The organism is Acinetobacter gyllenbergii, assembly GCF_001682515.1.
Lineage (GTDB): Bacteria > Pseudomonadota > Gammaproteobacteria > Pseudomonadales > Moraxellaceae > Acinetobacter > Acinetobacter gyllenbergii.
The window spans coordinates 129,122-150,984 of the sequence record NZ_KV575262.1; the positions used below are offsets into that span (position 1 = coordinate 129,122).

At 39.6% G+C, this 21,863-nt stretch carries 21 protein-coding genes; 11 read left to right on the forward strand and 10 right to left on the reverse strand.

Annotation, left to right across the window (positions count from 1 at the left end; all coding sequences use genetic code 11):
- The first annotated feature begins 4 nt into the window (after positions 1 to 4).
- From NG55_RS06635 to ychF, 6 genes are all read left to right on the forward strand, one after another.
- Positions 5 to 1,228 (forward strand): SfnB family sulfur acquisition oxidoreductase, encoded by a 1,224-nt coding sequence (locus NG55_RS06635; RefSeq protein WP_016543288.1) that lies wholly within the window; start codon positions 5 to 7, stop codon positions 1,226 to 1,228.
- Positions 1,228 to 2,640: an LLM class flavin-dependent oxidoreductase gene (locus NG55_RS06640; RefSeq protein ID WP_065342781.1), complete on the forward strand. Its 1,413-nt coding sequence runs from the start codon at positions 1,228 to 1,230 to the stop codon at positions 2,638 to 2,640. Before NG55_RS06635 ends, NG55_RS06640 begins: the two co-directional genes overlap by 1 nt.
- Positions 2,641 to 2,675: 35 nt before the next feature.
- Positions 2,676 to 3,506, forward strand: a complete 831-nt coding sequence (locus NG55_RS06645) for a MetQ/NlpA family ABC transporter substrate-binding protein (protein WP_065342782.1) — start codon at positions 2,676 to 2,678, stop codon at positions 3,504 to 3,506.
- Between the two features lie 11 nt (positions 3,507 to 3,517).
- Positions 3,518 to 4,588, forward strand: a complete 1,071-nt coding sequence (locus tag NG55_RS06650; RefSeq protein ID WP_065342783.1) for a methionine ABC transporter ATP-binding protein — start codon at positions 3,518 to 3,520, stop codon at positions 4,586 to 4,588.
- Complete coding sequence (locus NG55_RS06655) at positions 4,569 to 5,228, forward strand: methionine ABC transporter permease (protein ID WP_005062303.1); 660 nt, start codon at positions 4,569 to 4,571, stop codon at positions 5,226 to 5,228. Before NG55_RS06650 ends, NG55_RS06655 begins: the two co-directional genes overlap by 20 nt.
- A 99-nt stretch (positions 5,229 to 5,327) precedes the next feature.
- The gene (ychF, locus tag NG55_RS06660; RefSeq protein WP_005271118.1) at positions 5,328 to 6,419 is read left to right on the forward strand and encodes a redox-regulated ATPase YchF; all 1,092 of its coding nucleotides are present in this window, start codon (positions 5,328 to 5,330) and stop codon (positions 6,417 to 6,419) included.
- A gap of 125 nt (positions 6,420 to 6,544) precedes the next feature.
- Here the strand turns inward: ychF and NG55_RS20995 are convergent, their stop codons facing one another.
- The 8 genes from NG55_RS20995 to NG55_RS06700 form a co-directional block, all read right to left on the reverse strand.
- Entirely contained in the window at positions 6,545 to 7,069 is a 525-nt protein-coding gene (locus tag NG55_RS20995; RefSeq protein WP_065342784.1) for a hypothetical protein, read from the reverse strand.
- Positions 7,070 to 7,118: 49 nt separating this feature from the next.
- Positions 7,119 to 7,472 carry a lysozyme inhibitor LprI family protein gene (locus tag NG55_RS06670; protein ID WP_065342785.1) on the reverse strand — a complete coding sequence of 118 codons (354 nt, stop codon included), beginning with the start codon at positions 7,470 to 7,472 and terminating at the stop codon, positions 7,119 to 7,121.
- Positions 7,469 to 7,822, reverse strand: coding sequence for a hypothetical protein (locus tag NG55_RS06675; RefSeq protein ID WP_081408972.1), 354 nt, complete (start codon positions 7,820 to 7,822; stop codon positions 7,469 to 7,471). The genes NG55_RS06670 and NG55_RS06675 overlap by 4 nt, the downstream gene beginning before the upstream one ends.
- 167 nt (positions 7,823 to 7,989) lie before the next feature.
- The gene (locus tag NG55_RS06680; protein ID WP_065342787.1) at positions 7,990 to 8,697 is read right to left on the reverse strand and encodes a hypothetical protein; all 708 of its coding nucleotides are present in this window, start codon (positions 8,695 to 8,697) and stop codon (positions 7,990 to 7,992) included.
- Between the two features lie 225 nt (positions 8,698 to 8,922).
- Positions 8,923 to 9,459 (reverse strand): hypothetical protein, encoded by a 537-nt coding sequence (locus NG55_RS06685; protein ID WP_141669886.1) that lies wholly within the window; start codon positions 9,457 to 9,459, stop codon positions 8,923 to 8,925.
- 23 nt (positions 9,460 to 9,482) lie between these two features.
- The gene (locus NG55_RS06690; RefSeq protein ID WP_065342788.1) at positions 9,483 to 11,084 is read right to left on the reverse strand and encodes a glycoside hydrolase family 19 protein; all 1,602 of its coding nucleotides are present in this window, start codon (positions 11,082 to 11,084) and stop codon (positions 9,483 to 9,485) included.
- On the reverse strand, positions 11,081 to 13,951 hold the full coding sequence (locus NG55_RS06695) for a type VI secretion system Vgr family protein (protein ID WP_065342789.1): 2,871 nt from the start codon (positions 13,949 to 13,951) through the stop codon (positions 11,081 to 11,083). The genes NG55_RS06690 and NG55_RS06695 overlap by 4 nt, the downstream gene beginning before the upstream one ends.
- Positions 13,952 to 14,226: 275 nt before the next feature.
- The gene (locus tag NG55_RS06700) at positions 14,227 to 14,760 is read right to left on the reverse strand and encodes an Mpo1 family 2-hydroxy fatty acid dioxygenase (RefSeq protein ID WP_065342790.1); all 534 of its coding nucleotides are present in this window, start codon (positions 14,758 to 14,760) and stop codon (positions 14,227 to 14,229) included.
- A 106-nt stretch (positions 14,761 to 14,866) separates the two neighbouring features.
- Between NG55_RS06700 and NG55_RS06705 the strand changes: the two genes are divergently transcribed.
- The gene (locus tag NG55_RS06705) at positions 14,867 to 15,571 is read left to right on the forward strand and encodes a Crp/Fnr family transcriptional regulator (protein WP_065342791.1); all 705 of its coding nucleotides are present in this window, start codon (positions 14,867 to 14,869) and stop codon (positions 15,569 to 15,571) included.
- Positions 15,572 to 15,774: 203 nt separating this feature from the next.
- Positions 15,775 to 16,092 carry a hypothetical protein gene (locus NG55_RS06710; protein ID WP_065342792.1) on the forward strand — a complete coding sequence of 106 codons (318 nt, stop codon included), beginning with the start codon at positions 15,775 to 15,777 and terminating at the stop codon, positions 16,090 to 16,092.
- Between the two features lie 128 nt (positions 16,093 to 16,220).
- Here NG55_RS06710 and NG55_RS06715 read toward each other — a convergent pair whose 3' ends face one another.
- Together NG55_RS06715 and NG55_RS06720 are read right to left on the reverse strand one after the other, a co-directional pair.
- Entirely contained in the window at positions 16,221 to 16,724 is a 504-nt protein-coding gene (locus NG55_RS06715) for a hypothetical protein (protein WP_065342793.1), read from the reverse strand.
- A 9-nt stretch (positions 16,725 to 16,733) separates the two neighbouring features.
- The gene (locus NG55_RS06720) at positions 16,734 to 17,198 is read right to left on the reverse strand and encodes a hypothetical protein (RefSeq protein WP_065342794.1); all 465 of its coding nucleotides are present in this window, start codon (positions 17,196 to 17,198) and stop codon (positions 16,734 to 16,736) included.
- A 187-nt stretch (positions 17,199 to 17,385) separates the two neighbouring features.
- On the opposite strand from NG55_RS06720, the gene NG55_RS06725 reads away from it, so the two are divergent.
- From NG55_RS06725 to glnD, 3 genes are all read left to right on the forward strand, one after another.
- Entirely contained in the window at positions 17,386 to 17,775 is a 390-nt protein-coding gene (locus tag NG55_RS06725; RefSeq protein WP_065342795.1) for a tautomerase family protein, read from the forward strand.
- 120 nt (positions 17,776 to 17,895) lie between these two features.
- Positions 17,896 to 19,113: a formate-dependent phosphoribosylglycinamide formyltransferase gene (purT, locus tag NG55_RS06730; RefSeq protein WP_171257950.1), complete on the forward strand. Its 1,218-nt coding sequence runs from the start codon at positions 17,896 to 17,898 to the stop codon at positions 19,111 to 19,113.
- A gap of 70 nt (positions 19,114 to 19,183) precedes the next feature.
- Positions 19,184 to 21,847, forward strand: coding sequence for a [protein-PII] uridylyltransferase (glnD, locus tag NG55_RS06735; RefSeq protein WP_065342797.1), 2,664 nt, complete (start codon positions 19,184 to 19,186; stop codon positions 21,845 to 21,847).
- Positions 21,848 to 21,863: the final 16 nt, after the last annotated feature.

A 21,863-nucleotide genomic window follows, 5' to 3' on the forward strand; every position in this document is an offset into this window, starting at 1 on the left:
CATCATGACCTCATACCAAGAATTACAAGGTTTTGCCAAAACCCATATTAAAGCAGCGCATATTATCCAAAGTGATGCAGAAGCACTGGACATTGCCACGCAACTCAGCCAACAGTTTAAACAAGCAGCAGTTGAACGCGATGCCAATCGAAACTTGCCATTTACTGAAATCGAAAGCTATAGCCAGTCTGGTTTATGGGCGATTACCGTACCTAAACAATATGGTGGTGCAGAGGTTTCCAGCCTCACTGTTGCCAAAGTCATTGCGCTGTTTAGCGGTGCGGATGGTTCGATTGGACAAATTCCACAAAATCACTTCTATGCATTGGAAGTATTGCGTAATACAGGCACAGAAGCGCAAAAGAAACGTCTCTATCAAGAAGTCTTACAAGGTGCACGCTTTGGTAATGCGCTGGCTGAATTTAAAACCCGCACATCTGCCCATAAGCAAACAACATTGATTCCAAATGAGAAAGGCTATCTGATTCAAGGAGAAAAGTTTTATTGCACGGGTAGCCTGTTTGCACATCGTATTCCTACTTTAGTGGTTGATGAAACGGGCAATGAGTTTCTGGCTTTTGTACAACGCGACAGCCAAGGCTTAGAACTGATTGATGACTGGTCTGGTTTTGGGCAACGCACCACGGGCAGCGGTACAGTTAAGTTTAATCAGGTCTTTGTTGCCAAAGAGGATGTGATTCCTTTTGATACTGCCTTTAAGCAACTGTCTTTAGTTGGCCCCTTTGCCCAGATCATGCATGCAGCGATTGAAGTCGGCATTGCCCGTGCTGCCTTTGAAGAAACACTGGAACGTGTGCGTGTGGCGCGTCCTTGGATTGATGCCAATATTGAATCTGCGACGCAAGATCCGTTGACCCTATCAGAGCTGGGTCGTGTGGCAACCGATGTTAAAGCCAGCGAATTACTTCTCAAACAAGCAGCTCGATCTGTAGATATCGCCAAACAGGACCTCAATGCAGAGACCTTAGCCAAAGCCTCAATTGATGTCGCCAAAGTGCGTGCGCATAGTACCGAAACAGCATTAAAAGCCTCATCAAAACTGATTGAGTTGGCAGGTAGTCGTGGCAGTCAACGTGCCGATGGACTGGATCGACATTGGCGTAATGCACGGGTTCATACCCTGCACGATGCTGCACGTTGGAAATATTACTTCATCGGTAATTATGTGTTGAATGGCATTCTGCCACCGCGTCGGGGGACATTGTAATGGGTCAAAATCTCCCGAAGAAAATTTTACTGAATGCCTTTGATATGAATTGTGTCGGTCATATCAATCATGGTTTGTGGACGCACCCTCGTGATCAATCACATCGCTTTAATGAACTGAGTTATTGGACTGAGTTAGCCCAAACGCTAGAGCAAGGTCTATTTGATGGTTTATTTTTGGCGGATATTACAGGGGTTTATGATGTCTATCAGAATGGGATTGATCTGACCCTCAAAGAGTCCATTCAACTACCGAGCCATGATCCATCGACCCTGATTTCGGCAATGGCCTTAGTCACACAAAATTTAAGCTTTGGTGTCACCGTCAATTTGAGCTATGAACAGCCCTATCAATTTGCACGGCGATTTGCCAGTCTCGATCATTTAACTCAAGGTCGTTTGGGCTGGAATATTGTCACAGGCTATTTGGACAGTGCTGAACGCTTGATTGGGCAAAAAGGTCTAAAAGATCACGATGCCCGTTATGATCAGGCCGAGGAATTTTTACAGCTTTGCTATCAATATTGGGAAGGCTCTTGGGAAAATGACGCCTTAAAGAAAGATAAGCAACAGCGTATTTTTACCGATCCAAATAAAGTCCACTCGATCAATCATCAAGGCCAATATTACCAAAGCCAAGGGGTGTTTCAGGTTGCGCCTTCGGTTCAACGTACCCCAACACTCTTCCAAGCAGGTGCATCACCGAAAGGACTACAGTTTGCCACACGTCATGCGGAATGTATCTTTATTGGTGGTGATCAGCCTGAAAAAATTCGTCAGCAAGTCAATAAGATACGACTACAAGCAACACAGCAAGGTCGAGATAAAGATGCGATTAAAATCTTTGTCGGCATTACCGTAGTTGTGGCTGAAACACATGAACTTGCTCAACAGAAACTGGCTGAATATCGCCAATATGCCAGCCCTGAAGCAGGTTTAGCGCATTATGCCAGCTCAGTCGGTATTGATCTTGCCAAGTTTGCAGATGATGAAGCGATTCCTTATCAAAAGAGCAATAGCATTGCCTCAGTCAATGAGAAGTTTAAAGAACAGCGCATCAGCAAGAATGACTTAAAAGCACAGCATGTTTTGGGTGGACGTTATCCGCTGATTGTCGGGAGTGCTACAGAAGTTGCGGAATATCTGATTGAGCTACTTGATCAAACTGGCATTGATGGTTTTAACCTGACTCGTACCGTTGCTCCTGAATCTCATCATGATTTTATTCGCTTGGTGATTCCAGAGTTACAGCAACGTGGACGTTATAAAACTGAATATGCCACAGGTTCATTACGCAATAAACTGTTTGCCCAAGGGGATCATTTAGCTGCAAGCCATCCTGCCGATCAGTTTCGATGTAGAGCGCAGAACAACACACATGACTTAAAAACAATTGAAGAAATTAGTGCTTAGCATTTAAACATTTAAGAATAGAATTGGAGAAATATATGGCTCAAACAGCCTCTAAAAAATGGTTGGGTATTGGTCTTGTCGTTGTTGTTGCGATTATTGCCTTATTGATTTGGAATAAACAAAGACAGAACACCAGCAGTGAACTGGTAATTGGGATTAGTCCGTCTTTTGCACATCCCTTACAAGTCGCTGCGGATGAAGCCAAACAGCAGGGTTTAAATGTCAAATTGGTGGAGTTTTCCGATTGGAATACGCCGAACATTACACTAAATCATGGTGATATTGATGCAAACTTTTTCCAACATCAGCCCTTTTTGGACAATGCCATTAAAGAAACGGGGTTTAAATTAAAGTCATTTGCGGCAGGTGCAGCATCGCATGTCGGACTGTATTCAAAAAAATATAAAAGCTTTGAGGAACTGCCAAATGGTGCAACAGTTGCCATTCCGAATGATCCTGTGAATCAAGGTCGTGCTTTATTGCTGTTGCAACAAGCCAAGCTGATTGAACTGAAAGACAGCAATAATCACCTTTCTGCTCTGAAAGACATTACTGCAAATCCGAAGAACCTGAAATTTACCGAAGTTGAAGGCCCACAAACTGCACGTGCCATTGATGATGTTGATCTGGCGTTTGGCTATCCACATTACCTACGTTTAGCCAAAACAGCTGATCCTGAAAGTGCCTTATTGTTTGATGACAATACCAATAAGCGTTATGCGATTTTATTTGTGGTGCGTGATGACTATCAGGATAAAGACAGCAAACTACAGAAATTTGTCGAGATTTATCAAAACTCACCGAAAGTCAAAGCAGCCTTGGATAGTGATTTTGGTCCAACGTTGTGGTTCCCAGGCTGGAAATAAGGAGAACAATGATGGTGAGTTTTGGTTCACAAGTTGATTTTTCAGTTCCACATCTGAAAATCCGTGGTTTAAATAAGTTTTATGAGGTACAGGGCCAACGCTTACATGCATTAAAAGACATTAATGTGGATATTCCTAAAGCACAGATTGTCGGGATTATCGGAAAAAGTGGTGCAGGTAAATCCTCCCTGCTGCGTACCTTAAATGGTCTGGAGTCGATTGATACAGGCAGTATTTTGATTCATCAGCAAAATATTGCTGAACTCAGCCATGTCGAGTTGATTAAAACTCGACAGAAGATTGGCATGATTTTTCAGCATTTTAATCTGATGTCTGCAAAAACCGTATGGGAAAATGTGGCGCTACCGCTACGTATTGCTGGTTATGACAAGACCGAAATTAAACAACGGGTCAGTGATGTACTGACGCTGGTTGAATTAGCAGCAAAGCGAAATGATTACCCGGCTCAATTGTCTGGGGGACAGAAACAACGTGTGGGCATTGCCCGTGCCTTGGTTTCTCAGCCCGAGATCCTGCTCTGTGATGAAGCCACCTCAGCACTGGACCCTGAAAGTACCGCCAATATTCTGTCCTTATTAAAACAGATCAATCAAGACTTGGGCTTAACCATTGTCTTGATCACCCATGAGATGCAAGTCATTCAAGAAATTTGTGATCAGGTGATCGTGATTGATCAGGGTGAGATTATCGAGTCTGGGCAAGTCTGGTCGGTATTTTCCGATCCGCAACAACAGATCACTCAGGAATTACTCAATTTTGAGCAGGTAAATTTACCTTTTGAACTGAGTCAAACCATTCTGCCTGAGAGTACGCATCAGATTTTAAAGCTAAAATATGTCAGTGAATCGCAAGCCGTTCCCGATTTATATGAATTGCTGAATGGCTTTAATCGTCCTGTTCAAATCTACCACAGCCAAATTAATAGCATTCAGCAACGTACGATTGGCTCATTGATTATCGGGGTTCCCTCTTCGGAATTTGATTTAACTCACCCCCACTTTGAAAAACATCCTGCAATAACACAACTTGAGGTGATCGGTTATGTACAATCAACTCATTGATCTGTTACTCACAGGTACGACCGATACTTTAATCATGGTCGGTGTCTCTGCGATTCTGGCCTTTTTGATTGGTCTGCCGATTGCCTTGATTTTGGTCAGTACCGCAGATTTTGGGATTTACCCATCCAAGAAAATTAATCAGCCTTTGGGCTGGGTGATTAACATCACTCGATCCGTGCCCTTCCTGATTTTAATGGTGGCTTTGATTCCATTTACCCGTTGGATCGTCGGCACCAGCTATGGGGTATTGGCTGCGATTGTGCCCTTAACCATCGCCGCAATTCCGTTCTTTGCTCGTATTGCCGAAGTCAGCCTACGTGAAGTCGATCAAGGTCTGATTGAAGCAGCACAAGCGATGGGCTGTAATCGTAAACAGATTCTTTGGCATGTGTTGCTTCCTGAAGCTTTGCCAGGGATAGTTGCAGGTTTTACTGTGACTATTGTGACCATGATCAGTTCCTCTGCCATCGCAGGTGCGATTGGTGCAGGTGGTTTGGGCGATATTGCTTACCGTTACGGCTATCAACGTTTTGATATGCAAGTGATGCTGGCGGTAATTTTAGTGCTGATTGTCTTGGTGATGTTGGTACAAGTCACAGGCGATAATATTGCCAAACAACTGGATAAACGCAAAGTTTAAGTCCGAAATAAAAATCCGCACGCGCCATGACCTGACTTTGTCATGGCTTTCATGTAAAATCAGCAGCAATTTTTAAATAACACATTTGTGAGTGGTTTCATGGGTTTTAATTGCGGTATTGTTGGTCTGCCAAACGTAGGTAAATCTACATTATTTAATGCATTAACAAAGGCAGCGATTGCGGCTGAAAACTTTCCGTTCTGTACCATTGAACCAAACACAGGCATTGTCCCTGTTCCAGATCCACGCCTAGACAAACTTACAGCGATTGTTAAACCGCAACGTGTTATCCCGACTACAATGGAATTTGTTGATATCGCAGGTTTGGTTGCTGGTGCATCTAAAGGTGAAGGCTTGGGTAACCAATTCCTTGCCAATATCCGTGAAACAGATGCAATTGCACACGTGGTTCGTTGCTTCGAAGATGAAAACGTGATTCACGTAAATGGTAAAATTGATCCTTTAGATGATATCGCGACCATCAACACTGAACTTGCACTTGCTGACCTTGATACCGTTGCCAAAGCATTGTTACGTTTGACTAAAGCGGCGAAAGGTGGCGATAAAGAAGCACTTGCAACTAAAGCTGTATTAGAAAAAATCCAACCTTTACTTGATGAAGGTAAACCAGCACGTGCGGCTGACCTTTCGGATGACGAACGTAAAGCGGTTCGCGGTTTTGGTTTAATGACACTTAAACCAACCATGTATATTGCGAACGTTGCAGAAGATGGTTTTGAAAATAACCCACATCTTGAAGCGGTAAAAAAACTTGCTGCTGAAGAAAATGCGATTGTTGTACCGCTTTGCAACCAGATCGAAGCTGAGATTTCATTATTAGAAGATGAAGACCGCGCAGAATTCTTGGAAGCGATGGGCATGGAAGAACCAGGCTTAAACGTGGTGATTCGTGCAGGTTATAGCTTACTTGGCTTACAAACTTACTTCACTGCGGGCGTACAAGAAGTTCGTGCTTGGACGGTTAAGGTCGGTGCGACTGCGCCACAAGCGGCTGGTGTGATTCATACTGACTTCGAAAAAGGCTTTATCCGTGCTGAATGTGTTGCTTATGATGACTTCATTCAATACAACGGTGAAAGCGGTGCTAAAGAAGCAGGTAAATGGCGTTTAGAAGGTAAAACCTATATTGTGCAAGACGGTGATGTATTACACTTCCGTTTTAATGTATAAATCAGTTTTTTGATTTCCAAACCGCCAATGAGGATCTTATTGGCGGTTTTTTTATTTAAAATACTCATCGAAAATAAAAACTTTATGAATGCCGATGCGTATAGATAACAATCCAATAAAGACGCTTATTTATAATTTTTATCAAGCCATTTTTTAATCGAAGCAATGTCTTTGAATTTATAATAAACCCGCCCCTCTACCTGTCCTTCAAAACCTTCTGAATCATCACCTAGTAGACTTGTTAATTCTGTTAACTTCATATTTTTATCTATCTGATAAAGATTAACTTCATAAGAACTACCTTCTATTTGCGGGGTACAACAATAATATGATGTGTGAAGAGTTATAAGTAAGGGGATTTTCTTTATTTTTGGTCTATAGACACTAACGGCTAAAAGCTGAGGACTTTCTTTAGCAGCAAAATCAAAATATTCATTTACAAGAATCTCCTTTTTTGAATTTCCAATATAATTTTTTAAGATCTCACCTTGCTCCGATGAGCACGTATAATTAAATAATTTATAGTCATTTTTCTTAAAAATACTTAACGCTATCTCTTCATGAAGATGACAGTGCTCTTTTGCCCACGCATTCTTATAACAGAAGAAAAATATTAAAATAAACAGAAAATGCATAAATTTCTTTTTCATTTCACAATTCCATATTATTCACATATTAATATTAAATTTCATAGAAAATTCAATATCTTTTTAGAAAAGAAATACGCTCTTTTGTCATTTCAGTTTGGCATGCTATAGCTTCAAAATGACTTTCTCGTCCAAATTCATCTTCATTTGCAATACATAGCTTTTCTTTCTTCTTAACCCAGTTTCTTTGGGATGTTTTTAACTTTTCTTTTTCATCTTGGGAAAGTTTAGATATTTTATTTTTATAAACTGAGTTTAGCTCTTTGTCATTTTCTTTGTATTCAATTAAATAACAATTCAATATATCATTAAAAACAGTACTTTCAGGTTTACAAGTCAGAATATTTTTATCTGCATAGACATACATAGTTAACCATATCAAATACAACCCAATAAATACTCTCATTTATAATTCTTATCCAACCATTTCTTAATCGAAGCAATGTCTTTAAATTTAAAATGCATATATTCATCTGAAATACCATCCAAACCACTTTGATCATTACCAAGATTCTTACTAATATCTATCAACTTCACACCTTCATTATTATTAATTATTTGATATAAGTTAATTGAATAAGTTACTCCACCTATTGTAGGAGTATCCCATCGCTGGGTATGTAAAGTAATAAGAATAGGGGCTTTGTTCTTTTGTTTATAAATACTTACAGCTTCTAACTTTTGTGGCCACTTCCCACCATCCACACTGTATTTATTAATAAATATTTTTTGTTTCCCTTTAATTAAAAAATTCACTAAAAAATGCTTATCATTATAATCACAAGATTTGCTAATTATAATAAAATCATTCTTACCGAATATACTTAATTTATATTTTTGATTTAAATTACATAAATTATCATTCTTTTTCTCAGCATATGATGTTCCTACAAAAAATATTAAAAAAAATACTGTAAAAAAAATTAATCACAAATATTTGTATCCTTACAATTAACCCACCCTTTTGTTATCTTCCCCACTTTACTTGTATATTTAACATTTAACCACCCAGAGCTAATATCTTCCACTTCAAAAATATCACCTTTTATTAAATAACCATTATTTTCAGTTGAAACATTATTAACTTCGTTAACAAATGTTTTTCTCACAACTTTTCCTTTTTTTATTTTACCACTCATCCAATTATTAAACCTATCAGAGCTTAACTCTTTCATTAAAAGATCCCTTCTAGAATATGGATACCTATAAACTAATTCTTTTCTTTCCCGATCAAACACATCTCCACCATTACCAAAATAATTTGACAAAGCAGAATTATATTTACAATTATTTTTTTCATTACAATCATAAGCATTAATCAAAAAATACTTATTAACATAACTATATTTATTATCTAAACTTCTATAGTTCTCATCATAAGAAAATGCTATATATAAATTATTTTTATTAAAAAGAGAATACTCTATTTTTGCTATATCGTTAGGAACCTCAATAGTGTCAATTTTATTTATTTTTTCAACACAATCACTGAGATACAAATCCAGCTTTTCATAATTGACCCTTAAATCAACGCATTGATTTTCATTCAATTTAACTTTATTTTCTGCATAAGTAAAGGATGTACTAAAAAGAAAAAAAAAGATGATTCCTCTATTTATAAAATAAACCATTTATATTCACCATGTTGAAAAAATCTGACTAACCCACCATCTAAAACTAGTTATTATTCATATTAAACTTGCATTTTTAACTTCCCCATCTCACTCAAATAAAAAATAAAATTATCCACATAATATTGCAATGGCTTTTCAAAAAAAATTATTAAGCTTAACATTACATTCTTGTTTTGTTCCACGCGGAGAGAGGTTTGAAAAAAAACAATCCAATAAAGAATCTCATTTATAATTCTTATTCAGCCATTTCTTAATCGAAGCGACATCTTTAAATTTAAAGTGCATATAGTCATCAGAAACACCTTCAAGCCCTGAACTATTATCACCCAAAATATCAGTAATCGGCTTCAATGATATATTGTTTCCATTTTTAACAATATTATATAAATCAACTGTATATAGCTTTCCACTAGGCTGAGGATAGCAACAATAAGTTTCTGAGTATAAGGTTATTAATACTGGCAACTTACTTTTTTTTCTATACAAACTAACTGCAACTAACTCAGTGCCTTCACCATTCCCTACTCGACCTTTAACTCTATTAAGATTCATTTTTTTGTTTTGTATAATTAAAAAACTTTCAACATATTGATTATCAGGTGATATCTCACAATTATTCGATATAAATGTAGCATCATTTTTACCAAACACACTTAATTTATATTTTTGATTTAAATTACAAGAATTATCCTCTTTTTTCTCAGCATGCGTAGTTTGTGTAAAAAATATAAATAAAATTACTAGATAAAATTTAACCAACTCAATCCACCTCAGAATAGTTTTCAAATAAAAATATTTACAGCTTTCTTAAAATATAATCTCCTTTCATTTTTATTTGGAGCATATTGATTAATTACCTTGGTGATTTTGTCAACCACTGTATCCGTTGCTCCAGTATCTGCTACAGTATACAAGCTTTTATCTAGCCAAAAAACTATCGCCGATCTAGAAGCATATTTAGCTTGTTCTAATAGCTCTGGTGTTTCCGTAAAATCAACCTCACTATCATCGGACCAAATTTTGGGATAAATTTTAGTGAACACCGAATAGTTATATCGACCTGTAGTCTGTTTTAATCCTCTCCCAAGAAACTTATAGCCATCCCCATCTTTAATATTACCTAAAGCTAAATGCTTAGGTCTATTTTTATCCATATACCATTTATTCGTAATAGCTTTAACTTTCAACTCCTTTGGAGAAATTTTGGCATCTATTTTCGCTTCCTCAGGGTGTGCTTTATAATATGATGAAAGTGCCATTAAATTTTTTGCCGTATAGTTTGAGATATCTTCTCTAAGACTAAACTTTGCTCCAATTTCTCCAAAAACTTGAGCGAAAAAATGAGACTGTCTTAATCTAGTATTTAACTGATATGCATCTAAATTTGCATTTAACTCATCCATAATTGGTTGAATTTTAGATGACGCAATACCTGGCCACATTTTTTGCATTTGCTCCATCGTAATTAATATATCAACTGTAACCGTTTTATTAATCTCTGGATCATTGGGTGCCGTCGTTCCTTTGGTTACATCCACATCCAAATGTAACTCAGCAGGACTATTTTTTATTCGTGTCGCCATATAAGGCTGAGGTTTCAATGGTTTACCGTCGGGCTTATACACTGTAAATTCCAGTTTCTGCCCGACCATACTCTCTAAAGCTAATTTCCCGTTGGATATGCTATACAAATGCTTCTTGCCACTCTCTACAATTAACATTTCTACATTGGTTTTTTCTACAACATACGCCTTCCCATCCCGATCTAAGATTTTGATCATAGATCGACTTAAAAAGTTTGCATAAGGCTCATCTAATTTAATCAAAATCGGTTGTGAACTTCCGCTAGCAGAATTGACTGAACTTTTTAGAATAAATTGATCATTAGATGTCAGAACCAAAACTTCAATATCCCGATTCGGAGAAGACTTCACTTCTACAATCCCCTGATCATCAGTGAATTTATCGGGTGAGTTTCCTTTACCTTTCGGTCTAGACTGAACAGGAAAATTCTTCATCACTTTCCCATTACGATCCACCACCTTAAAAAAGGTACTTACGATTCCTTTAGCAGGTGTAGGCTGTTTAACCTGTTTATATTCATCTATGGTTTTAGGCAGTTGAACTTTAACAGGATTGTCTTTTGAAGAAAGAATAGAAGAATCTATAGTTTTAAAAACAATATAATCTTTTTGATTCGGGGGCTTAGCTAATATTTCTACTCTTCTGTTTGGAGATGCCTGAAATACAAAAAAGCCGTTGGAATCAGTTTGTTGAGTATTGGCCTTAGATGAACCCTGATATCTCGACTGAACATTCAACTGATTAAAATGAGTTCCAGATTTATCATAAAATTTTGCTGTAATAGTGACTAAGTTACTCATTGCTCAGCATCCTCCTCCGCATAGGTCTCATCATTTTGTTCTTCCAGAAGTGCCTCCTCTAATAATTCATCAATATTTTCACGATCAGGCAAATCCTGCTTTAAACGAGGAAGATCCGAATTAAAGATGAGTGCCGTAAAGTCTGTGGCTTGCGGTGTATGGAACCGTAATGAACTCAGCTGATTTTCAGCATCAAGTTGATCCATTTTTGTTTTTATTAAGTGATTGGTCTTCTGATCAATAATAAAAATCTGCTTATTTCCTTCTGATTCTATATCCCAGTTATAGTTAATCTGATTGCTAAAGAGTGTCTTGGCTGTTGGTAAACTCAATTTTGGTACAACAATATTTTCACCCCCTTGAAACACATGCTGACCTGCCTTCACCTCAAATTTTCCACCTGTGGTTGCAACAATGCCTGAACCATTTAGTTTCAGTTGAGAATCTTTGCCTGTAATCACAATTTCTTTTGCACTAATGATTTCAATCCGATCTTCAGTCGAAATAATTTGAATGCCTTGTTTAGAGAATAAATCTATGCCATCCGTTTGTGCATGGACTTCAAACTTCCCCTTCGCCGCAACCTGTTTAATCCCTGTTTGGGCAGCAAACAAACTGATCCTGTTTTGTGCATGGGCAATCAGATTTTTTTGTGTACTCAGATGAATACTCTCGCCTGCGATCTGATTGATCTGTCTATCTGCCGAGATATGAATATCTTCATGGCTACTCAGGCCAATACCTTCGGGTGAACTCAGTAACAGCAATGCTTTATTGAACTTGGCAATCTTTATTTCGATCTGTGCAGCGAACGCTTTTAACTGAGCCAGCGATTCAAGTTCATCGGTCTGCTGATTTTTGGCGACCTCACTCAGTGCTTGGGCATTATTCTGGTTCGCTTCAAGTTGCTGTCTGGCTGACTGTGCATCCAGATGTTCAGCTTGTGCATGGTCTTGCTTATGGGTTGAAAGCAATAAACCCTCTCCCGCACGTACTGCGCCCCATAAATCGGTACGCAGTTCAAAGCCCTCACCACGGTCTTCGCTTTCAGCCTTGTTTTTTGGATGACTGAGCTGACCAAGATTTAATTGACTGGCGGCATGGCTACTTTGCAGTTGTGCACTGATCTGCCCTGTGCTGTCATCAAAACGCAGTTGATTAAAGCCTTCACCTTTATATTCACGTGATCGAATACCTGACAGTTTTTTGGTCTCAGGGAGTTTTCCTATTTGATCAAACTGTGTGGGTGAACGCTGCGCTTCATGAATCCTCCCCAGTACAAAAGGGCGGTTAAGGTTGCCATCAAAGAAGTCAATGACCACCATTTCACCGACGCGAGGCAAGAACCGCGCACCAAAACCTTCGCCAGCCCAAGGGGTCAGGACATCGACCCATGCTGAGTCAGTATCATCATCGTTGGTTCCTGCACCACCATCATGGCTATGGTCTTCTGTACGGGTAAATAGAAAACGAACTTTTATACGCCCCCATTCATCCACATGGATTTGCTCTCCTTCAGGGCCAACAACTCGAGCTCGCATTGGGTGAGCAGTTGGCCTATGAGTTAAGGGGTTATATTCAGGTACGATTTTGATATTACGGCGTTGTAGTGTCAGTTGATTTGCCTGACGTTGTTCAGAGCCAATATTCTGTTGTTGCCACTGACTCTGGTTGATCAGATCTTGGATCTGTTGGCTTAGGTCTTTCGGAAGATTATTCTGACTATAAAACTGCTTGGCAGTGATCAGGAATTGCTTATCATCTCCTTGGTGTTGATCTATTTCAGGGTGTCCTGCCAGTTCAAACCAGTACCCGACATGGGCGTCTCGAACGGTGCTATTCGCCACAAATTGCTTTGCTTGTAAGTCGTGGTATTGCCCAATCTGCTGGTTAAACTTTTCAATTTGCGCATGGCCTGACGGTGTTACACCATCTTCACCCTTTAGGTCCTGCATCCATGCTGGACTGAAATGCCATGCATCTTCGAGTCCAAGTGAGGCTACATCATCGCCTTCACTGTGCTGATGTTTGCTTTGAACACTACCTGCTCCGTCCTCTTGTTCCAGTGCATCGGCTTGCCAACGCTGGATATGCACGGCGGTCGGCTGTAAGCTGCGTTCTGCCCTCAGTGTGGTCATGCTGTCGTATTGTTCGGTGGCATCACTACGATGGTAACGAATCGTTCTTCGCGCTAGGGCTTGATAGTGGCTATTGTCATCAATCAAACGTAGTTTTTGCGCTTGGATTGGACTATTGCTAGTCGGAACAATAAGCTGGGCTTCGTCAACCACCCAGCTCACCCCTTCACTCCGCATCAAAAATGTTAAAAACTCTGCATCGGTCTGATTATGTTGCATAATAAATGGACGTACATCATAGTCTGTGCGCAACCCACTTAAATCCAGTGTCAAGCTTGAAGCAAATAATGGGCTCCTTAGTTGCCATTCCTTAAATATGACTTGCACCACCTCACACACGCTTTTATTCATAAATACGCGAGAGTTTCGCCTTTTATGCCACAGCGCGGTTGGATCTTCTAAAGTCAGTTTATAGAGGCTTAAACTGCCGTCAGATAGGCCTTGTGATGCTTGGGTGATAATCCCAGTGACACGGCTAAGCTGCCCCTGATCCGTCACTGTATCTATCGCAGCCTGACTGCCAATGAATTGCTTGAGCGGAATGGTAGCATCCGTTGACAGACAGATTAGTTCAGCCTTGAGTCCTTGATTAAGGCCATGAACGCCCTCAATATGCTGCAAAAAAATTTGAGGATTTAAACTCTGATTTGCAAACTGAATATGAATGGCACGTTTATGTGCAGTCAGTCCTATTTTTTCCAACAGGAATTCAATATTATTTAATCGCATATTAATCTTGTTATATAAAAAAAAATCCATTTAATTATTTATTGTAGTTCAGCTCACTGTCTTTTATTTGCTACTTTAGGACATTTTATAAAACAACTTATTCCTTTATTTATTCAAGATAAGATAATCTAATTTTCGATGTATTCTTTATTTTATAGCTTAGCTTTCAAGCTATAAATTTAATTCGGATTAAAATAAATAAACTGCATAAAAAACCCCTAAAAATTAGACATTTTCAGAGGTTTTATGCAGGACTTTTAGATCCAACTGGCAATTTAAGATACTGTTTGTGGCTTCATATCCATTTCAGCACGTTTCATTTGTGCCTCTTTTAAAATGCGCTGATGTAAGGGTTTACGGAATCCAAGCAAGAACACAAATTCAGCCAGTACAAATAATGGCCCAATGGCTAGACCAATCACATCATCGACAAAAGCTGGTTTTTTCTTCTCAAAATAGTGACCCACGAATTGAAACACCCAACCCACCACAAAAATACCGATACTGGCGCCTAACCAACTCCACATTGGTAAAGCCGCAATATTCACAGCCAATGGATATGCCAAGACCAATAAAATCAGCATCAAAATACCAAATAACTTATCCAATGAAATATAGTAAATACTGCTTAGAACAATGAGCAACATGGCTAAAGTAATTGAAAAGCCCGAAATTTCCACGCCAGCACGTGCCGTTAAACATAGAATAGAAAAAACAATTAAGGGAATACCCACAAAATGGGTCACAATATTATTTCGATCTAAGTGATAAGCCGCATATTGGCTGAGTAGACGTTCCAAATTTGTCATTTCTCATTCCTCATTTCATTTGTTTATACTGTTAATCTATAAGAAATATTGCAGCGAAGTTGTCATGTAGCTGACAAATGGACTTATTTTTAATCAAGGAACAGCCGTGTTAGATCGTGTTTATATTCAACATTTGCAGCAAAATTCATGGTTTAGTCATCTGGCAGAACCCTTTCAGAACTTTATTATTCAACATGGCAAAAAGCATATCGTTGAAAAAAATGCGGCGGTGTTTAAGGCTCAAGATATTTTTGACGGTGTTTACGGCGTACTGGAAGGTTCTATTAGCTTGGGCTATATCGATGTGAATGGCAATGAAGCCATTGCAGCGATTGCAGAACCGATCATGTGGTTTGGCGAAATTTCCTTAATCGACCAACAACCGCGATCACATGATGCGATTGCATTGAAGAAAAGCGTGGTGCTGCAAATACCAGCACAATCACTCAATGATTTCTTACTCCAAAATCCATATTACTGGTACTACTTTGCCTTGCTGACCAGTCAAAAATTACGCTATGTGTTTTTAGAGCAAATTGCGATTCAAACCCAAAGCATCAGCCAACGTCTGGCACAACGCTTATTGTTTATTTTAGAAGGTTATGGCAATCGTGCACTTATTCAGGATTTTAGTATTCAGATCTCTCAGGACCAGTTGGCCAACATGCTGACGGTATCTAGACAGACCGTCAATCAGGAACTGAATCAGTTTGAGAAACAAGGCGTGATTCAGCTTGGTTTTAAAAAAATTGTAGTGCTGGATTTAGAGCGCCTCAGAATATTGGCAACCGCCAGTCACCTAAAAGCGTAAGTATAATACTTTGTATTTAAAATGCATAAGCACAGCATTTTCTGCAATATGCTTTTAAGCTTAAACATAAATTAAAAGATAAACTCTCACTATAAAATACTACTTATGCTCTAAAATATTTCACAAAATCAGTCTGCTTTCGTCCTCTCAACACGTCTACATTAAAGCTAAGCACTATCGCTTACCCGATGCAGATGACAATCATGAGAAAAATTGCAACGATTTTAACAGCAGGCCTATTTACCGTACTCAGCGCTAGCGCATTTGCCTGCCCGAAAGGAACTCAAATTCAAGGTGGTACAGGGCCCAATCATAAAGGTGGCAAATGTGTTGCAACAAGTGTGGTAAAAACCAAGAAAGAAGCAACCAAGACAACCGACACTGCAAAACATGACATGACGAAAATGAAAGATACAGCCAAACACGATACAATGAAAGCAACCACAGATACTAAAAAAGTGGCTAGCACGACAGCAAGCAAAGCCAAACAGGAAGCCGCAAAAACGGTCAAAACCTCGTAGTAGTCGTCAGATAACTTTAACCATAAAAAAGCGAGATAAAACATCTCGCTTTTTTATTGAAATGACATCCTGTCATTCTGTATTCAAGCTCTACATCTAAGCTGGGATAAACTCCAAACGAGATGATTTTAATGTGGCGCTTGGGTCAATTTCATTTTTTTCACAATATCATTCGCCTGACGCAATTGCTCCTGAACGGGTAAGCGATCATCTATCAGGAAACACCATAATTTTCGATCTGAAATAGGTCTGTAAACCCCTTGTATAACCGTTGTAGGCTGTCCATCAATCATAACGCCTAAACCAATCATCTGATTAAATAGACCTTGATCTTGACTTTGCGTATTTCTATTGGCCAACTGATTAAACTTTTTCTGTGCAGAAGCCGAAATTTCAATTTCAACAACAGCACTTCCTTCAACAAGAATCGCCTTTGCATTCACTAACTCATTGGCAGTAAAAAAAGGAGACAGACTCACAAATCTATATGAACGATCATTAGAAAAATGTACAGGCTTCGTCTTCGGCATTTGCACCTGATAGGCAAGATGAAAATCTACTTGGGCATAACTGGTGTTTATTCCCAACAGACCAAATAGAATCAAGAAAACCGAGAAGATACGAAGATACATTTTTCACTCCTACTTTGGAGAGGTATTGCCTAATGCAGGATTATCAATTGCATCCTTGCATTGCGCTTTATCACGTTCATAATCAGCCTGCTTTTGAGTCGATGCATTCGCCTTGTCTTTTACCTCACGTGCCCAAGTATCCAAGCTGGTGAGTGCTTTACGGCACAAAGCATATTTCCCTTCTGTCACTGAATCAGTCATTTTGACATTGATACGCCAATCAGTACTGAGCTGGCGTAGCGGTTTTCTGACTTTTTCTTCAATCTCGGCAGTCTGTTTATTGTAAACAATCGGATCGATGTCATTAATCAACTTCCATGCCGCATTAGCATAGGTGGTGGCATCATTATTGAGCTTCGGCGCAGGTTTGATTTCGACCTTTTCTTTTGGTTCATTGCTTGAGTTTCCACAAGCAGCCAATAAAAAAGTACTGCATAACAATATTGCAGCTATACGAGAGTTTGGATGAGACATAGCAAATCGCCGAGGAAACAATTGGACATTATGCTAGTCAATTTGGGAATAATTCTCAATGCTTGTTACTTATTTACTCAGCAGCATACCTTTTACTCTAAACAATTGATTTTATATTCTTGTTCAGCATAAAGTCAGACTTGCTCATATATAAAAAATTAAAACTTCAAGAAGGAAGAAAACCACCATGTCACAAATCAAGATTTATGCCTTACAACCCACGATTGAGCAGTTTAGGCATCAACTTTCACATGCCATACATCAAGCGCTAGTTGAAAGTTTACACTATCCCATCGAAAAGAAATTTCAGCGTTTTATTGCGCTAGCGAAAGAAGACTTTATCTATCCCAATGATCGGAGCCAGCATTATCTAATTATCGAAATTTCGATGTTTGAAGGCAGAAGCACTGAAGCAAAAAAACGCTTAATTCAAAACATTTTCACTTATATTGAGCAACAATGTGAAATTTCAGCACAAGATATTGAAATTACAATTTTTGAAACACCGAAATGCAATTGGGGAATCCGTGGTCAACATGCAGATGAATTGCAACTGAATTATCAGGTCAATCTATAAGCAGACAAATCGCAGATGAAGTGCTATTTTTTGTCTAACAAAAAGCAGGTTTTTTGTGGCGTATAAGCTTAATTCGACAAAAAGTTCTGCTATGCTTAAACACAAATTAATCAGGATAGGATTATTCGCATGAGCGTCACTCTTGGAACTCCACTTCAATCTTCTGCATTTAAGGTTTTACTGTTAGGTTCTGGAGAGCTAGGTAAAGAAGTTGTGATTTCTTTACAACGCTTAGGTGTCGAAGTTCATGCTGCAGATCGCTATGATCACGCGCCTGCCATGCAAGTGGCTCATTATGCCTATACCCTGAATATGGCTGATCCAGCCGAATTAAAACAACTGATTGAAAAAATCAAACCCAATTTAATTGTTCCAGAAATTGAAGCCATTGCCACAGAAGTTTTGATTGAAATTGAACAAAGCCAAACCGCAACGGTAATTCCATCTGCAAAAGCAGTTAACCTCACCATGAACCGTGAAGGAATTCGTCGTTTAGCTGCTGAAGAACTCGGCCTACCAACCTCTGCTTATCGCTTTGCCAATACCTTAGAAAGCTTCCGTGCTGCATGTGATGACATTGGTTATCCAAACTTTGTAAAACCTGTGATGTCTTCTTCAGGTAAAGGTCAATCTCGTGTGAAGAGCTTTGATGAAGTGGATGCCGCTTGGGACTATGCAATGCAAGGTGGCCGTGTTAATCAAGGTACTGTGATTATTGAATCACAAATCGACTTTGATTTTGAAATCACCCTGCTTACCGTCCGTGCAAAAAATCCAGAAACAGGCGAAGTTGAAACCCATTTCTGTGATCCGATTGGGCATCGTCAAGATGCAGGTGATTATGTCGAGAGCTGGCAGCCGCAACAGATGACGCCTGCTGCGCTGGAAGAAGCAAAACGCATTGCCAATAAAGTCACTGTTGCTTTAGGCGGTTGTGGTATCTTCGGTGTAGAGCTGTTTATTAAAGGCGATAAGGTTTGGTTTAGTGAAGTTTCACCTCGCCCTCATGATACTGGTCTAGTCACTTTAGCTTCGCAATTCCAGAGTGAATTTGAATTACATGCCCGTGCAATTCTCGGTCTACCTGTCAATACAGCACGTCATAGTGTGGCTGCAAGTGCAGTGATTTATGCAGGTGTTGATGCTAAAAACTTAAGTTTCACTGGCTTGAATCTTGCTTTAGCAAATCCAAACACAGACTTACGTCTATTTGGCAAACCTGAGGGCTTTAAACGTCGCCGTATGGGCGTTGCAACTGCCCGCGCTGAAACAACGGATCTTGCACGTGAATTGGCACAGCACGCCGCAGACCAAGTGAGTGTACAAACCAACGCTTAAGATGACCTTAGGTGATTATCATCACAACTTCCCCTCTTTTTAGAGGGGCTTTGATAGAAGACCCAGCTTTATGATCAAGACCTCTCCTTTGTTGAACTACGTCACCAGTCTTCATGATATTCAAGCCATCAACCAATGGCGTACGGATGTAGAAAAGCAATTACAGGAGAGCTATGAAAATGGTCAACCTATTCGTGACGTGATTGGAGCGCGCTCAGACTCTATTGATGAAGCCCTGATCTTTCTCTGGAATCATGCAGGCTTAGATCAAACAGAATTGGGCTTATTTGCAGTAGGTGGTTATGGTCGCCATGAAATGCTGCCCTATTCAGATACTGATATCATGATTTTGTCTGAGGATGAAATTAGTGAAGAACAAGAAAAACTGATCTCGACCTTTATTTCTTCTTTATGGGATGTAGGCAATTTCAAACCGGGTATCAGCGTTCGTACTATTCAAAACTGTGTTGAACAAGCCATTAATGATTTAACTGTTGCGACCACGTTGATTGAAGCTCGCCTCATTACAGGCAATCAGCAACTGGCAAAATGGCCACGCCGTATCGTTGCGCAAACATGGACAGATCAAACCTTCTATGATGCCAAAATGGCTGAACAAGCTAAACGCTATGCACAACACAACAATACCGAGAGTAATTTAGAACCTGATATTAAAAATGCCCCAGGTGGTATTCGCGATATCAACCAGATTGGCTGGATTGCCAAACGTCACTTCCGTGTCAATCGTATTTATGATTTAGTACATTTGGGTTTTATCACTGAATTTGAACTGGGTGTATTGGAAGAAGCTGAAAGCTTTTTATGGGAAATTCGCACCCATTTACATCGTTTAGCCAAACGCGATGAAAACCGTTTATTGTTCGAATATCAACGTGATATCGCTGCAAAATTTGGTTATGTGCGTGAAGAAGGTCAGCCTGTTAATTTTGCTGTTGAACAGTTTATGAAGCGCTACTATCGTACCGCACAGCAAGTTTCAACGCTGAATGAAATGCTACTCGCCTATTTCAATGAATCGGTGATTACCCCACGCCTGCCTGAATATGAACGCCACATTATTGATATTAATGAACGTTTTAAAATTGTCGATGGGAAATTGGCTGTTCAACATCACAAAGTATTTTCAGAAGAACCAATTGCCATCTTAGAGTTATTCTACTTATTGGCAAATCGACCTGAAATTACTGGTATTCGTGCCCGTACCTTGCGTCTGCTGGTGCTTGCTGCAAAACGGATTGATCAACGCTTCCGCGATAATCCAGAACATCAAGCACTGTTTATGTCGATCATTCGTTCACCGCATTTATATGACACCATGGTGGCAATGAAACGCTATGGTGTGTTGGGCAATTACATCCCTGCTTTTGGACAGATTACAGGCTTGATGCAATATGACCTGTTCCATATTTATACCGTCGATGCGCATACTCTGTTATTGCTGCGCAATTTAAGTCGCTTTAAAGAACCTGAGTTTGCTAAAGAATTCCCTGTGGTCAGCTCTGTGTTCCAGCGTATTGCCCGTCATGACATTGTCTATATGGCTGCAATTTTCCATGATATTGCCAAAGGTCGTGGTGGTGATCATAGTGAACTTGGTGCACTGGATGCGATTGAATTTTGCCGCACCCATGGCTTTACCGAGCGTGAATGCAAACTGGTTGCATGGCTGATCAACAATCACTTATTGATGTCTCTTACAGCACAGAAAAAAGATATTTCTGACCCTGATGAAGTCAAAGACTTTGCTGAAAAAGTCGGTGATATGGAGCATCTCGATTATCTCTACACCTTGACGGTTGCCGATATTAACGCAACCAATCCGAAGCTGTGGAATACTTGGCGTGCGTCCTTGATGCGCCAGCTCTATACCTATGCACGTGATGTGATTCGCTCAGGCTTAGGTCGTCCAGTTGACTATCAAATGCTGATTGAAGATACCAAGTTTGCAGCCAGTGAACTCTTGGTCAATGACTTCTCTCTGGCTGAAGTTGAGAAAGTTTGGCAAGAGCTGGGTGATGAATACTTCGTCAAAGAGTCAGCCAATGAAATTGCTTGGCATACCCAAGCAATTTTACAACACGGCGATAATCCAGAACCTTTAGTTCTATTGCGTGCGCATCGTAATGCAGCAGATGATGCAGTGCAGATCTTTATCTATACCCGCGATCAACCGAACTTGTTTGCCACCACGGTTGCAGTACTAGATCGTATGAATCTTGATGTTCAAGATGCCCGCATTATCACTGCCTCAACGTCATTCAGCTTAGATACTTATCTGGTCCTTGATCGTTTTGGTACATTGTTGACTGATCCAGATCGCGAACGCAAAGTGAAAGCCGCTTTGGTTGATGCATTGAGTCATTCGGATCAATATCCGGGTATCATGCAACGCCGTATTCCACGTCATTTGCGTCATTTTGATGTGCAAAATACTGTAGATATTGTCCTAAACCCGACGTTACAGCAACACATGGTTGAAATTTCAACCCTCGACCATCCAGGTCTACTGGCGCGTATTGGTGGTTTGTTCATGCTGCAAGGTTTGGATATCCATTCTGCAAGAATTGCCACGCTGGGCGAACGTGCAGAAGATATTTTCTTTGTCACTAAGAAAAATGGTGTCTTGCTCAGCGATGAAGAAGTGAAAACTTTTGCGGAAAGCTTAAAAGCCGCTTTAGATGAAGCATCGAATCAAATTTGTAATCCGTCTTAAATTTTATTGTTTGGTA